12 protein-coding genes are annotated in these 12,630 nt (G+C 68.1%); 7 read left to right on the plus strand and 5 right to left on the minus strand.

Features of this window, described 5'->3' with window-relative positions; translation table 11 throughout:
* Positions 1-48: 48 nt before the first annotated feature.
* On the plus strand, positions 49-414 hold the full coding sequence (locus tag B6K69_RS02875) for a helix-turn-helix transcriptional regulator (protein WP_108642708.1): 366 nt from the start codon (positions 49-51) through the stop codon (positions 412-414).
* A gap of 26 nt (positions 415-440) precedes the next feature.
* On the opposite strand, the gene B6K69_RS02880 is transcribed toward B6K69_RS02875, so the two are convergent.
* Positions 441-713 carry a hypothetical protein gene (locus tag B6K69_RS02880; RefSeq protein ID WP_108644746.1) on the minus strand — a complete coding sequence of 91 codons (273 nt, stop codon included), beginning with the start codon at positions 711-713 and terminating at the stop codon, positions 441-443.
* Between the two features lie 21 nt (positions 714-734).
* On the minus strand, positions 735-3,506 hold the full coding sequence (locus tag B6K69_RS02885) for a [protein-PII] uridylyltransferase family protein (protein ID WP_108642709.1): 2,772 nt from the start codon (positions 3,504-3,506) through the stop codon (positions 735-737).
* A 383-nt stretch (positions 3,507-3,889) separates the two neighbouring features.
* Between B6K69_RS02885 and B6K69_RS02890 the strand changes: the two genes are divergently transcribed.
* The 6 genes from B6K69_RS02890 (at position 3,890) to B6K69_RS02915 (ending at position 9,513) form a co-directional block, all read left to right on the plus strand.
* Entirely contained in the window at positions 3,890-4,369 is a 480-nt protein-coding gene (locus tag B6K69_RS02890) for a YbaK/EbsC family protein (protein ID WP_108642710.1), read from the plus strand.
* A gap of 103 nt (positions 4,370-4,472) precedes the next feature.
* Complete coding sequence (locus tag B6K69_RS02895; RefSeq protein ID WP_164681992.1) at positions 4,473-4,922, plus strand: DUF2852 domain-containing protein; 450 nt, start codon at positions 4,473-4,475, stop codon at positions 4,920-4,922.
* Positions 4,923-5,074: 152 nt separating this feature from the next.
* Complete coding sequence (locus tag B6K69_RS02900; protein ID WP_108642712.1) at positions 5,075-5,911, plus strand: arginyltransferase; 837 nt, start codon at positions 5,075-5,077, stop codon at positions 5,909-5,911.
* Between the two features lie 230 nt (positions 5,912-6,141).
* Positions 6,142-6,747, plus strand: a complete 606-nt coding sequence (locus B6K69_RS02905; RefSeq protein WP_107673819.1) for a TRAP transporter small permease subunit — start codon at positions 6,142-6,144, stop codon at positions 6,745-6,747.
* Positions 6,744-8,618: a TRAP transporter large permease gene (locus B6K69_RS02910; protein ID WP_108642713.1), complete on the plus strand. Its 1,875-nt coding sequence runs from the start codon at positions 6,744-6,746 to the stop codon at positions 8,616-8,618. Before B6K69_RS02905 ends, B6K69_RS02910 begins: the two co-directional genes overlap by 4 nt.
* 94 nt (positions 8,619-8,712) lie before the next feature.
* On the plus strand, positions 8,713-9,513 hold the full coding sequence (locus B6K69_RS02915) for an alpha/beta hydrolase (protein WP_108642714.1): 801 nt from the start codon (positions 8,713-8,715) through the stop codon (positions 9,511-9,513).
* A gap of 27 nt (positions 9,514-9,540) precedes the next feature.
* Here B6K69_RS02915 and B6K69_RS02920 read toward each other — a convergent pair whose 3' ends face one another.
* The 3 genes from B6K69_RS02920 to B6K69_RS02930 are packed head-to-tail and all read right to left on the minus strand — an operon-like array spanning position 9,541 to position 12,449.
* The gene (locus tag B6K69_RS02920) at positions 9,541-10,425 is read right to left on the minus strand and encodes an ABC transporter permease (RefSeq protein WP_108642715.1); all 885 of its coding nucleotides are present in this window, start codon (positions 10,423-10,425) and stop codon (positions 9,541-9,543) included.
* A gap of 12 nt (positions 10,426-10,437) precedes the next feature.
* Positions 10,438-11,364: an ABC transporter permease gene (locus B6K69_RS02925; protein WP_108642716.1), complete on the minus strand. Its 927-nt coding sequence runs from the start codon at positions 11,362-11,364 to the stop codon at positions 10,438-10,440.
* Positions 11,328-12,449, minus strand: coding sequence for an ABC transporter ATP-binding protein (locus tag B6K69_RS02930; RefSeq protein WP_108642717.1), 1,122 nt, complete (start codon positions 12,447-12,449; stop codon positions 11,328-11,330). The genes B6K69_RS02925 and B6K69_RS02930 overlap by 37 nt, the downstream gene beginning before the upstream one ends.
* Positions 12,450-12,630: the final 181 nt, after the last annotated feature.

Below are 12,630 nucleotides of genomic sequence, written 5' to 3' on the forward strand. Positions count from 1 at the left end.
ACGCAACTGACAGTATTTTGTCAGTAAGTCCCGATCCCCGGAACCGACATGAGCCGCGACAGCCGCCTTTACGATCTGGTGCAGATCCTGCGCGACGGCCGGCTGCACACCGCCGCCGAACTGGCGCGGGCCTGCGGCGTGTCGGTGCGCACCATCTGGCGCGACATGGCGATGATGGCCGCCACCGGCCTGCCGGTGACGGGCGGGCGCGGCCTTGGCTATATCCTGCGCGCGCCGTTGATGCTGCCGCCAACCATGTTCACCGTGGATGAAATCGACGCGCTGGCCACCGGTCTGCGTCTGGTGGAAGAAACCGACCCCACCCGCGCCCGCGCCGCCCGCGCCCTGCGCCACAAGATCGCAACCCTGCTGCCGCAGGCCGGCATCGACCCGCCCCCCCCGTCCGAGGGCTGACCGCCCCGCCGGTCAGGCCCCGCAGGTCAGACCGCGCGCTGCCGCCCCAGCCGCCCGCCGCGCCGCCCAGGCACCGGGGGCGCCGCCAGCCCGGCGCTCAGCGTCTCGGTCATCGGATGGTCGGGCGCATCGGCGCCGTAATGCGCGATCAGCGTCCGCAGCGCATCGGGCACCTCGCGCCCTTGCGGCAGGCTCAGCGCCCAGTCCACAAAGATCGACCGACATTCGCCCATGCTGATACCGTCGATGCGGTAGCTTTCCCGCACCAGCCCCTTCGGGTCTGCCTCTTCCAGCCGCACCGCGCGCCTCCCCGTCATCCGTCAGCCCTGAAACTGGCGCGCAATCGCCGCTTCGGCAAGCGCCACCGCCGACGCCAGCCGGTCCGCCAGCGACGCGGGCGACGAATCCCCGGTTTCGCGCAGCAGGAAGGCCCGCCCGCCCTCGCCCAGCGCGTCCAGATCCAGCGCCCGGTCCGTCAGCAGCCGGGCCGAGGCGTGCAGCCGCCACAACAGCCGGTAGGCCCCCAGCAGCGCCTCGCGATCGGCGGGCGCGATCCCGCCGCCGGCCGCCGCCACCTGCCGTTCCACCTGCCGCGCCGGGCTGCCGCCCAGCAGCGCCGCCATCTGGGCGCACAATTCGATGTCCATGATCCGGCCCGCGCCGTTCTTGGCATCCCAGCCGCCCTGCGCGGGCTTTGCCGCCTGCACCCGCTCGCGCATCTCGGCCACATCGGCGCGCACACGGGCCGCGTCCTTGCCCTTGGAGGCGATGATCTCGCGGCGGAAGGTTTCCACCGCATCGGCCAGCGCGGGCGGCCCCGCCATCACCCGCGCCCGCGTCAGCGCCAGATGTTCCCAGGTCCAGGCCTCGCTTTCCTGATAATCGCGCCAGCCGGTGATGGAGGTCGCCACCGCCCCGGCCCGCCCGCTGGGCCGCAGCCGCACATCCACCTCGTAAAGCCGCCCCTCGGCGGTCTGCGCCGAAAGGGCCGTCACCATCGCCTGCGTCAGCCGCGCATAATAGGTGCGCGTCGGCAGCGGGCGGCGACCTTCGGACTGCTCCACCCCGTCGGCGTCATAGATCAGGATCAGGTCCAGGTCCGACCCGGCGTTCAGCCGCCCCGCCCCCAGCGACCCCATGCCCAGCAGCACCGCACCCTGCCCCGGACAAGGCCCGTGCTTGGCCGCGAAATCCGCCAGCACCTCGGGCCACAGCCCCTGCACCACCGCCTCGGCCAGATCGGCATAGCACTTGCCCGCCTCGAAGGCGTCGATCAGCCCGCGCAGGTGATGCACGCCCACCCGGAAATGCCACTCCTTCATCCAGCGCCGCGCGGAATCCAGCTTCCGCTCGTAATCGCCCTCGTCCAGCCGCTGCCGCAGATCGGCCAGCAGCCCCGGCGCCCCCGGCCAGGGCGCCCAGAAACTGCCGCCGATCACCGCATCCAGCACACTGGCATTGCGCGACAGGTACAGCGCCAGCCCCGGCGCGGTGCCGGCAATGTCGATGATCAGGTCCACCAGCGACGGATTGGCCTCGAACAGCGAAAAGATCTGCACCCCCGCCGGCAGCCCCTTCAGGAACCCGTCCAGCGCCACCAGCGCCTCATCCGGGCTGGCCGCGCGTTCCAGCCGCTTCAGCAACTGCGGCCGCAGCCGCCGAAAGATCGCCTGTGCCCGGTCGGACTTGAGGCAGGGATAGGACCGCCACCCCGCCACGATCGCCTGCGCATGGGCCGAAAGCTCGGGGCCGTCCTCGGCCTCGGCGGGCGCGAAGAAACCTTCGGTCAGCCGGTCGGTGCTGGCCAGCCGCGCCAGCAGGCCCGCACGGAACGCCGCCTCGTCCTGCCCGCAGAAGGCCGCGATCCGCGCCACCCCCTCCGCCGTGGCCGGCATCGCATGGGTCTGCGCGTCGTTCACCATCTGCAACCGATGCTCCACCTCGCGATGCGCGCGGTAAAGCTGCGTCAGCTCTGCCGCCACATCGGCCGGAATCCAGCCCTTTTCGGCCAGCGCCGCCAGCCCGCCCACCGTGGTGCGGTCGCGCAGGTCGGGGTCGCGCCCGCCCGCGATCAACTGCCGGGTCTGGGTGAAGAACTCGATCTCGCGGATGCCGCCCTGCCCCAGCTTCATGTTGTGGCCCTCCACCGTGACCGGCCCGTGCAGCCCCCGGTGGTCGCGGATGCGCAGCCGCATGTCATGGGCATCCTGAATGGCGGCATAATCCAGATGCTTGCGCCACACGAAGGGCGCCAGCGATTTCAGGAACCGCTCGCCCGCCGCCAGATCGCCGCCGCAGGGCCGCGCCTTGATATAGGCCGCGCGTTCCCAGGTCCGGCCCTCGGCCTCATAGTAACTGTAGGCCGCCGCCATCGACAGGCAGACCGGCGTCACGCTGGCATCGGGGCGCAGCCGCAGGTCGCTGCGGAAGACATAGCCGTCCTGCGTCACATCCGACAAAAGCGCCGTCATCTTGCGCGTGACGCGGATGAAGGCCGCCCGCGCCTCGGCGGCCTCTTCCCCATAGCGGTCCTGGTCGAACAGGCAGATCAGGTCGATGTCCGAGGAATAGTTCAGCTCGAACGCGCCCATCTTGCCCATGGCCAGCACGACCATGCCGCCTGCGGTATCGGCATCGGCCGCCGTCGCCCCGGGCAGCTTGCCCCGGCGGATTTCCTCGGCCACCAGCCGCTTCAGGCACAGGTCCACCGCCAGATCGGCCAGCCGGGTCAGCGCGCCGGTCACCTGCTCCAGCGGCCAGACCCCGCCCAGATCGCACAGCGCCGCCAAAAGCGCGATGCGCCGCTTGGCCCGCCGCAACGCGGCCCCCAGCGCGTCCAGCGGCGCGGCGGCAGCGGCCGCCAGTTCCGCCTCCAGCGCCTGTTCGGGCACGCCTGCCAGCGCGGCGCAGAGCCACTCCCCCTCGCGCAGGGCAAGGTCGCGCAGATAGGGCGAACAGCCCGCCGTGGCGCCCACCAGCCCGGCCACATCCGGCGGCAGGGCCGGCAGGCTGCGCAGGGTGTCTGCCGCCGCCTCGGGATCAAAGGCGATGGGCTGGCGGCTGAGGCGGGCGGCGAAGGGGGCAAGCGACATGGCCGCAGAATGGGTGCGCCGCGCCGCAGGGTCAATGCGCCGCGCGCGCAGGGTCTTGCGGATCAGCGCGGCCTGTCAGCCCGGCCTGTCAACCCGGCCTGTCCGGGCGGGTCAGGAACCGCAGCGCGTTTCCCCGCCCCCGCACACCGGCGCGGCAAGACCGGCTCCGCAAGACTCCACAAAGGCCGGCGCCTGCCCCGGCGGGCGAGAAGCGCCCGCCACGGGCGGGGCGGGCGCTGGCCGGGTGCTTGGGCCCCCAGCCAACAAGGGGCACCGGGCCGCTGTGGCGGCGGCAATGGCCGCCGCCAGTTCGGCCCCCCACACCTTGCCCTTCGTCCCCGCCTCCCGCTACCAAGGTCCGGCCACCCTGCCGGAGCCCCGTGATGTCCAAAAGCCTTGCCCGCCTGCGCGCCGCCCTGTCCACCGCCGGTCTCGACGCCACCCCCGTCGAGATGCCGGCCGAGACGCGCACCGCCGAACAGGCCGCCGCAGCCGCCGGCTGCGCGCTGGACCAGATCGTCAAGTCGATCCTGTTTCAGGGCGCCAGCGGGCGGCTTTACCTGTTCCTCACCGCCGGCGGCAACCGGGTGGACGAGGCGCGCGCCTCGGCGCTGGCGGGCGAACCCCTTGGCCGCGCCGATGGCGAGACGGTGCGCCGCGTCACCGGCTTTGCCATCGGCGGCGTGGCCCCTCTGGGCCACCTCACCCCGGTGCCGGTCTGGATGGACCCGCGGCTGATGGATTTCGCCACCGTCTGGGCGGCCGCCGGCACGCCGCGCCACATCTTCGCCGCCGCCCCGGCCGATCTGGCCCGCGCCGCCGGCGCCCGCCTTGCCGCCTTCTGCGCCCCGCGGCCGGGCTGATGTAAATAATCTTCACATACCCTCTTGCGCGACTCGGGCGCTGCGCCCATCTTCCCCAATGTGAAAGACATTCACATACGCACAAACCGGGGAGAAACCGTTGATGTACACCACCGCCACCGCGCCTGCCGCCGCCCGCATGGGTTGGTTCCGCCGGGCCGAGGCCTGGCTTGATGCCCGGGGCAAAGGGGCCTGGATCGCCGCCATGGTGGCGGGGTTCGTGGTCTTCTGGCCCGTCGGCCTTGCCCTTCTTGCCTATATGATCTGGGGAAAACGCATGTTCGGAAAATCCTGCCACGCCCGTCGCCATGACCAGGCCCATCGCTGGGGCCACGCCTTCCGCCCCTCGGGCAACAGCGTGTTCGAGTCCTACAAGGCCGATACGCTGAAACGGCTGGAAGACGAACAGGAAGCCTTTGAATCCTTCCTGCAACGGCTGCGCGACGCCAAGGACAAGAAGGAATTCGATGCCTTCATGGAAGACCGCGCCCGCGAAGCCTCGGCGCAGGATGTGACGCCCGCCGACAGCACCGCCCGTCGCGGCGAATACTGACCGCAAGACTGGCTGCAAGTCTGGCCACAAGGCCCCGGCGCCCCCCGCGCCGGGGCCGCCCGCGCCGCCGGGCCGCGTCACCCTCTTGGCGCGGCCCGCATGGCTTGCTAGGCTCCGCCCCTGAACACCCCTTCTCACCCCGGGCCGCGCCCATGCGTCACACGCTTCCCATCGCGCCGCAGTTCTATGTGACGGCCCCGCAGCCCTGCCCGTATCTTGACGGGCGGATGGAAAGAAAGCTGTTCACCGCCCTTCAGGGCGAACATGCGCAGCGCCTGAACGACACGCTGTCGAAACAGGGCTTCCGCCGCAGCCAGAACGTGCTTTACCGCCCGACCTGTGCGGAATGTTCGGCCTGCCTCTCGGCCCGGATTCGCGTGGCCGATTTCCAGCCCTCGCGCACCCAGAAGCGGATTCTGAAAAAGAACGCAGCCCTGGTCCGCAACGCCACCAGCCCCTGGGCCACCGAAGACCAGTTCCAGCTTTTCCGCCGCTACCTGGACAGCCGCCACGCCGATGGCGGCATGGCCGACATGGACATCTTCGAATTCGCCGCCATGATCGAGGAAACCCCGATCAAAAGCCGCGTGATCGAATACAGCCGCCCCGCCGGCCCCGGCGAACAGGGCCGCCCGCTGGCCGCCGTCAGCCTGACCGATGTCTTCGATGACGGCCTCAGCATGGTCTACAGCTTCTATGACGCCGACATGACCGATCGGTCGCTGGGCACCTATCTGATCCTCGATCACATCGCCATCGCCCGCGAAGCCGGGCTGCCCTATGTCTATCTGGGCTACTGGGTGCCCGGCAGCCGCAAGATGGGCTACAAGGCCGGCTTCTCGGCGCTGGAAATCTACAAGGCCGGCCAGTGGCAGCCCATCGGAAGCCCCGCCGACCATACCGCCGAACTGCACCCGCTGTCGGTTGACCCGATCGCCGAACAGGTGGCCCGCATCGCCCTGCCCGAAGCGCGGATGCCGCGCGACTGACCGCGGTTCAAAACCGTCACAACCGCCACCAAAAGCGGCAAGTGCCACCGGAACGGGCAAACCGTGCCGGACCCGCCTTGCCACCCCGCCCGTTCTGCCGAAAAGACTTGCACCTCAAGGCAATGTCGGCGTTGACGCGCACCACCTCGCCTGACTATCTGGCCCAAGGACGGTTGTCGCACGGGGAACACCCCGGCAGGCCGGACATGTGACCGAAACAGGGGGAGTCCATGCAACCACTACTGGCGCTGTCGCGCCTGATAGATCGCATCACGGCCCTGGTCGGCAAGGGCGTGATGTGGCTGATCTTCGTGGCCATTCTTGTCAGTGCGACCAATGCCATCGTGCGCAAGGCGATCAACTGGTCCTCGAACTCGCTGCTTGAATTGCAATGGTATCTGTTCGGCGCCGCCTTCATGGGCGCCGCGGCCTACACGCTGCAACAGAACGAACATATCCGCATCGACATCTTCTACGGCACCCGCACGCGCCGCACCCAGCACTGGATCGACCTGTTCGGTCATGTGGTCTTCCTGCTGCCCTTCGTCGTGCTGATGACCTGGATGATGGTCCCCTACGCCTATGGCGCCTGGAAGATCGGTCAGGTCTCCTCCAGCTCGGGTGGCCTGATCATCTGGCCGGCCCGCGCCCTGCTGGCGGCGGGCTTCGTGCTGCTGATCTTCCAGGCCCTGTCGGAAATCATCAAGAAAATTGCGGTGATGCGCGGCCTGATCGAAGACCCGCACCCCTTCATCTCGGCCCATGAAGCGGCCGAGAAGGAGGGCGAGGAACTCGCCCGTGAAGTGGCCCGCCTGGCCCAGGAGGCCCGCAAGTGATCGAATTCATCGCCCTGAACATGGCCCCGATCATGTTCGCCTCGCTGGTGATCTTTCTCCTGCTTGGCTATCCGGTGGCCTTCTCGCTGGCCGCGAACGGCCTTCTGTTCTTTGCCATCGGCGTCTGGCTGGCGCCCTATTCCGGCAACACCATCACGCTTGACTGGCCCCTGCTTGGCACCATGCCGCAACGCATCTGGGGGGTGATGTCGAACGAGACATTGCTGGCCATTCCCTTCTTCACCTTCATGGGCATCGTCCTTGAACGCAGCGGCATGGCCGAAGACCTGCTCGATACCGTGGGCCAGCTCTTCGGCCCGATCCGCGGCGGCCTGGCCTATGCCGTGGTCATCGTCGGTGCGCTTCTGGCCGCCACCACGGGCGTCGTCGCCGCCTCGGTCATCGCGATGGGCCTGATCTCGCTGCCCATCATGCTGCGCTACGGCTACGACCGGCGCCTTGCCTCGGGCGTGATCGCGGCCAGCGGCACGCTGGCCCAGATCATTCCGCCCAGCCTGGTGCTGATCGTTCTGGCCGACCAGTTGGGCAAATCGGTGGGCGACATGTATGCCGGCGCCATGCTGCCGGGCCTGGTGCTGACCGGGCTCTACATGGCCTATATCTTCGTCGTCTCGATCCTCCGCCCGTCCTGGGTGCCCGCCCTGCCGCCCGAGGCGCGCACGCTGGGCCACGGCATCCTGTCGCTGATCGTGGCGCTGGCCGTCTGCATCGGCATCGGCTACGGCGCGCACAAGGCGCTGTACCCGACCTACGGCGCCGATGCCGACATCCTTGGCGGCGTCGTCGGCGTGGCGGTGATCTACATCTATGCGCTGGTCGACCGCGCCCTGAAGCTGAACACGCTGTCACGGCTGGCCAGCCAGGTGATCATGGTGCTGATCCCGCCGCTGGCGCTGATCTTCCTTGTCCTTGGCACCATCTTCCTTGGCATCGCGACGCCCACCGAAGGCGGCGCCATGGGCGCGGTCGGCGCGATGCTGCTGGCGGCGCTGAAGGGGCGGCTGAACTTCACCGTCATCAGCCAGGCGCTGGCCTCGACGACCCGGCTCTCCTCCTTCGTGATCTTCATCCTGATCGGCGCGCGGGTGTTCTCGCTGACGTTCTATGGCGTGAACGGCCATGTCTGGGTGGAACACCTGCTGGTGGGCCTGCCGGGCGGACAGACCGGCTTCCTGATCATCGTGTCGATCCTGGTGTTCCTGCTGGCCTTCTTCCTCGATTTCTTCGAGCTGGCCTTCATCATCGTGCCGCTGCTGGTGGCCCCGGCCGTGGCGCTGGACATCGACCTGATCTGGTTCGGCGTCATCCTTGCGGTGAACATGCAGACCTCGTTCATGCACCCGCCGTTCGGCTTCTCGCTGTTCTTCCTGCGCTCGGTCGCGCCGAAAGGCCCCTATACCGACAAGGTGACGGGCCAGCGCGTGGCCGGCGTGACCACCGGGCAGATCTACTGGGGCGCCACGCCCTTCGTGGTGATCCAGGTGGTGATGATCGGCGTCGTGATCGCCTTCCCGGGGCTGGTCATGCACTACAAGCCCGCGCCAGTGGACGTGTCGAAGGTCGAGATCAAGGTGCCGGGCTTCACCCCGATGGCGCCCGCCGCCCCCGGCACACCGTCGCTGGGCGGCCCCGCGCTGGGGGCGCCGAACTTCGGCGGCGGCACCGCCCCGGCGCCTGCGCCGGCGCCGGCCCCGGCGGGTCTGCCCGGTGCGCCCGCACTTGGCACCCCGAACTTCGGGACCGGCGGCACCGCAACGCCCGAACCGGCACCGGCACCTGCTCCGGCCCCCGGCCTTGGGGCGCCTGTTCTGAACCCGCCTGTTCTGAACCCGCCGACCGTCACACCCTGACACCGGCAACAAGACGAAAAAGGGCAGGCCTCGCGCCTGCCCTTTTGCATGTCAGCCTCTGGCGCAGCGCCCTCCGGCAGGGCAGTCTGCACCCATGACAAACGCCCCCCCTCCCTATGCCTGGCCCGACCCCGACCGCGATTACGCCAACGGCGCCTTCATCGCCGGGGCCGACGCCTATGTTCCCCGCTGGACAGCGGCCGCCGCCGCCTTCCGCGCCGCACAAGGCGCCTCTGCCCGGCTGGACCTGCCCTATGGCCCCGGCGAACAGCATCGGTTCGACCTGTTCCTTCCCGCCGAATCGCCGCGCGGCTGCGTGGTCTTCGTCCATGGCGGCTACTGGATGGCCTTCGGGCGCGAAGCGTGGTCGCATCTGGCCGCCGGGCCGCTGGCGCAGGGCTGGGCGGTGGCGATGCCGTCCTACACACTGGCCCCCGCCGCCCGCATCGCAGACATGACGCAGGAAATCGCCGCAGCCTGCCGCAGCATCGCGACCATGGTCGCCGGGCCGCTGGTCGTCACGGGTCATTCCGCCGGCGGGCATCTGTCCGCCCGCATGGGCTGCGCCGACATCGACGCCCCCGTCGCGCGGGTGGTGCCCATCTCGCCCCTGTCGGAACTGGGGCCGCTGATGGCCACCCAGATGAACACCACACTCAAGCTGGACATGGCCGAGGTCGCCGCCGAAAGCCCCGCCCGCCTGCCGCTGCGCCCCGGAACCCGCGCGCATGTCTGGGTTGGCGCGGAGGAACGCCCCGCCTTTCTCTGGCAGGCCCGCGTCCTGTCCGAAGAATGGGGCTGCGGCTGGACCGCCGCCCCCGGGCGCCACCATTTCAACGTGATCGACGCGCTGGCCGATCCGGCCTCGGATCTTGTGGCGCTGCTGACGGGCTGACCGCGCCCGCAGCCCCCCGGCGCCGCCTCAGGCGACGCCGGTGACTTCGGCCATTTCCTCGGCGCGCCGCGCCTCGGCCTCACGCGCGGCCTCGATCCGGGCGCGGCGGCGGCGGTTGACCTCATAGATCACCGCCAGAACCAGCGTCACGCAGATCAGCAGGAAGGCCAGCGCGTTGATCGTGGGGGTGATCCCAGACCGCACCTTCGAGAAGACATAGACCGTCAGCGTATCCGCCCCGCCCCGGGTGAACTGCGTCACGTTGAAGTTCTCGATCGACTGGAAGAAGGCCACCGCGCCGCCGGCAAAGATCGCCGGGTACAGATGCGGCAGCAGGATGCGCCGCATCACCTGCCCGTGGCTGGCGCCAAGGTCCAGCGCCGCCTCTTCAAGGCCGGGATCAAAACTTTGCAGCCGCGCCAGCACCAGCAGCATCACCATGGCGGCGATATAGCTGACCTGCCCAAGCACGCTCAGGTGCAGGCCGGGAACAAAGGGGAACGGCTTGCCCTCGGGCCCGAACAGGGCCCCGCCCAGCTTGGTCCACATGATCATGGTGGAAATGCCGATCACCACGCCGGGAATCAGGATCGTGGCGATCATCATGCTGTAAAGCACCGTCCGCACCCGGCCCGAGATCGAATTGATCAGGATCGCCGCCGCCGTGCCGATGATGACCGAGATCACCGCCACCGCCGCCGCCACCCACAGGGTATTGGCAAAGGCCATCAGCATCCGGTCGTCGTTCCACAGATCGACAAACCAGCGGCCCGTCCAGCCCTTCCACGGCACAATCGACGGCAGCTTGCTATCGTTGAAGGCCGCGCCCGACATCACCACCAGCGGCGCGATCAGATAGCACAGGAACAGGACGGTATAGAGGTGCGACAGGTTCTGTCTCAGCTTGTGCATGGTCCTGCCCCCCTATTTCGCAATATCGGACAGCTTCACCTTGAACAGCCACATGGCGATGGTCACGAAGACCGTGCACAGGCTGAGCAGCATGAAGGCATAGGCGCTGGCGGTGTTCCAGTCGAGCGCGTCCTTGAACCACTGGTCGATGGTCTGCGTGAACCATTGCGAAGTGGTCGATCCCAGAATCGACGGCACCAGCAGCGAGCCCGCCGACAGCATGAACACCATGACCGACCCGCTGGCGATGCCGGGCTTGGCATGGGGCAGCACGATCCGCCAGTGGATCTTCCACCACTGCGCGCCCAGGTCTTCCGCCGCCTCGATCTGGTTGGTGTCCAGCGATTGCACGGCGTTATAGACCGGGAACAGCATGAACAGGACGTAGGTGTAGATCAGCCCGATCACCACGCCGGTATAGCCCATGTTGGTCCAGCGCACCGGCGCGTCGATCAGGCCGATGCCCAGCAGCATCGCGTTCAGCGGCCCCTTGAACGCCAGGATGATCCACCAGGCAAAGGCGCGCAGCACTTCCGACACCCAAAGCGGAATGAACAGCATCAGCAGAAGGGTCGGCAGCGTCTTGGGGTTGACGATCTTGGCCATGTAATAGGCCAGCGGATAGGCCAGCGCGAAGCAGATCACCGTGACCAGCATCGAATAGAAGATGGTCAGCGAAAAGGTATAGACATGCACCGGGATCGAGAAGCTGAACCCGAACAGGCTTTTCTCGACACTGCTGTCCAGCACCTTCAGGTAATTGGCGAAACTGTAGGTATCGCGCGGCCCCCCGATCTCGACCACCGGCAGATAGGGGCGGAAGCTCTGTTCGAACAGCGTGATGTTCGGCACGATCACCAGCATCAGCAGCCAGAAGGCCACCAGCAGGCAGATCAGCAGCGTCAGTCCGGGGCCATAGCGGCGCAGCATGTCCTGCATGGCTCAGCCCCGCACATTGGCATCGGGCAGGATCGCGGCGCGTTCGGCGTCAAACGACATGAACATCTTCGCGCCCATCCCGGGCACCGTCGCCTGCCCGTCGTTGCGGATTTCCGCCGCCAGCTTCGCCCCGGTCTCGCTGATCGCCAGGATCGAGATGAAATTGCCCTCGAAGACACTTCGCTGATGGTCACCGGGATCGAATTCTCGTCCGCCCTGGTCTGGCTCAGCCGCGTATGTTCGGGGCGGACATAGAGCTTTACCCCCTTGCCGCCGGCACTTGCGCCCAGCCGGGCGCGGAAGGTGCCATGCGGCGTGGCAAAGGCCGCCATCCCGCCGGAAGGGTTCTGAACTTCGCCGCTGAACACATTGTTTTCGCCCACGAAAGCGGCCACAAACCCGTTCACCGGATTGTTGTAGATGTCGCGCGGGTCTGCAATCTGCTGGATGCGCCCCTGCGACATGACCCCCACCCGGTCACTCATCGCCAGCGCCTCGCCCTGGTCATGGGTGATGTAGATGAAGGTCACGCCCGTCCGCTTCTGGATGGCGCGCAGCTCGGCCCGCATGTGCTGGCGCAGCTTCAGGTCCAGCGCCGACAGCGGCTCGTCCAGCAGCATCACCTGCGGCTCCACCGCCAGCGCGCGCGCAATCGCCACCCGCTGCTTCTGCCCGCCCGACAACTGGCTGACCATCTTGTCCCCCGCCCCCGGCAGATCGACCAGCGTCAGCAGCTCTTCGGCCTTCTTGCGGCGCGTGGCCTTGTCCACCCCCCGCACCTCAAGCCCGAAGGTGATGTTTTCCCAGATCGGCATCAGCGGAAACAGCGCCAGGTTCTGGAAGATCAGCGCCGTCGGGCGCTGGTTGGGGCGCTTGCCCTTCACATCCTGCCCGCCGATGCGGATCACGCCCTGCGTCGGCTCGATAAAGCCCGACACCATGCGCAGGATGGTGGTCTTGCCGCAGCCCGAGGGGCCAAGGAAGGAAAAGAACTCTCCCGGCCTGACCGAGACATTGGCGTTGTCGACAGCCCGAAAGCTGCCGAAATCGCAGCACACGTTTTCAAGATCGATTCCGGCGCTCATCGCGTCGCTGTCTCCCCGGGGTTATCGTTTTTTGATTTGTCGTCACGCTAACAGTCGCCGCGCACACCGCAACGAATTTTTGCGTCAACCGCAGGCCCAAGCGCGACACGATGGTCCGCAAGACGGGCACGCCGGGCAGTTTCTGCCCGGCGTGCTGCGGTTTCAGGCAATCCCCGCCACC

Source organism: Pseudogemmobacter blasticus (assembly GCF_003071405.1).
GTDB lineage: Bacteria > Pseudomonadota > Alphaproteobacteria > Rhodobacterales > Rhodobacteraceae > Pseudogemmobacter > Pseudogemmobacter blasticus.

Coding starts and splice junctions, on each gene's coding strand:
- B6K69_RS02895 (WP_164681992.1), top strand. CDS start 4,473: ATGTACACCACCGCCACCGCGCCTGCCGCCGCCCGCATGGGTTGGTTC.
- B6K69_RS02930 (WP_108642717.1), bottom strand. CDS start 12,449: ATGAGCGCCGGAATCGATCTTGAAAACGTGTGCTGCGATTTCGGCAGC.
- B6K69_RS02920 (WP_108642715.1), bottom strand. CDS start 10,425: ATGCACAAGCTGAGACAGAACCTGTCGCACCTCTATACCGTCCTGTTC.
- B6K69_RS02905 (WP_107673819.1), top strand. CDS start 6,142: ATGCAACCACTACTGGCGCTGTCGCGCCTGATAGATCGCATCACGGCC.
- B6K69_RS02890 (WP_108642710.1), top strand. CDS start 3,890: ATGTCCAAAAGCCTTGCCCGCCTGCGCGCCGCCCTGTCCACCGCCGGT.
- B6K69_RS02915 (WP_108642714.1), top strand. CDS start 8,713: ATGACAAACGCCCCCCCTCCCTATGCCTGGCCCGACCCCGACCGCGAT.
- B6K69_RS02885 (WP_108642709.1), bottom strand. CDS start 3,506: ATGTCGCTTGCCCCCTTCGCCGCCCGCCTCAGCCGCCAGCCCATCGCC.
- B6K69_RS02900 (WP_108642712.1), top strand. CDS start 5,075: ATGCGTCACACGCTTCCCATCGCGCCGCAGTTCTATGTGACGGCCCCG.
- B6K69_RS02925 (WP_108642716.1), bottom strand. CDS start 11,364: ATGCAGGACATGCTGCGCCGCTATGGCCCCGGACTGACGCTGCTGATC.
- B6K69_RS02875 (WP_108642708.1), top strand. CDS start 49: ATGAGCCGCGACAGCCGCCTTTACGATCTGGTGCAGATCCTGCGCGAC.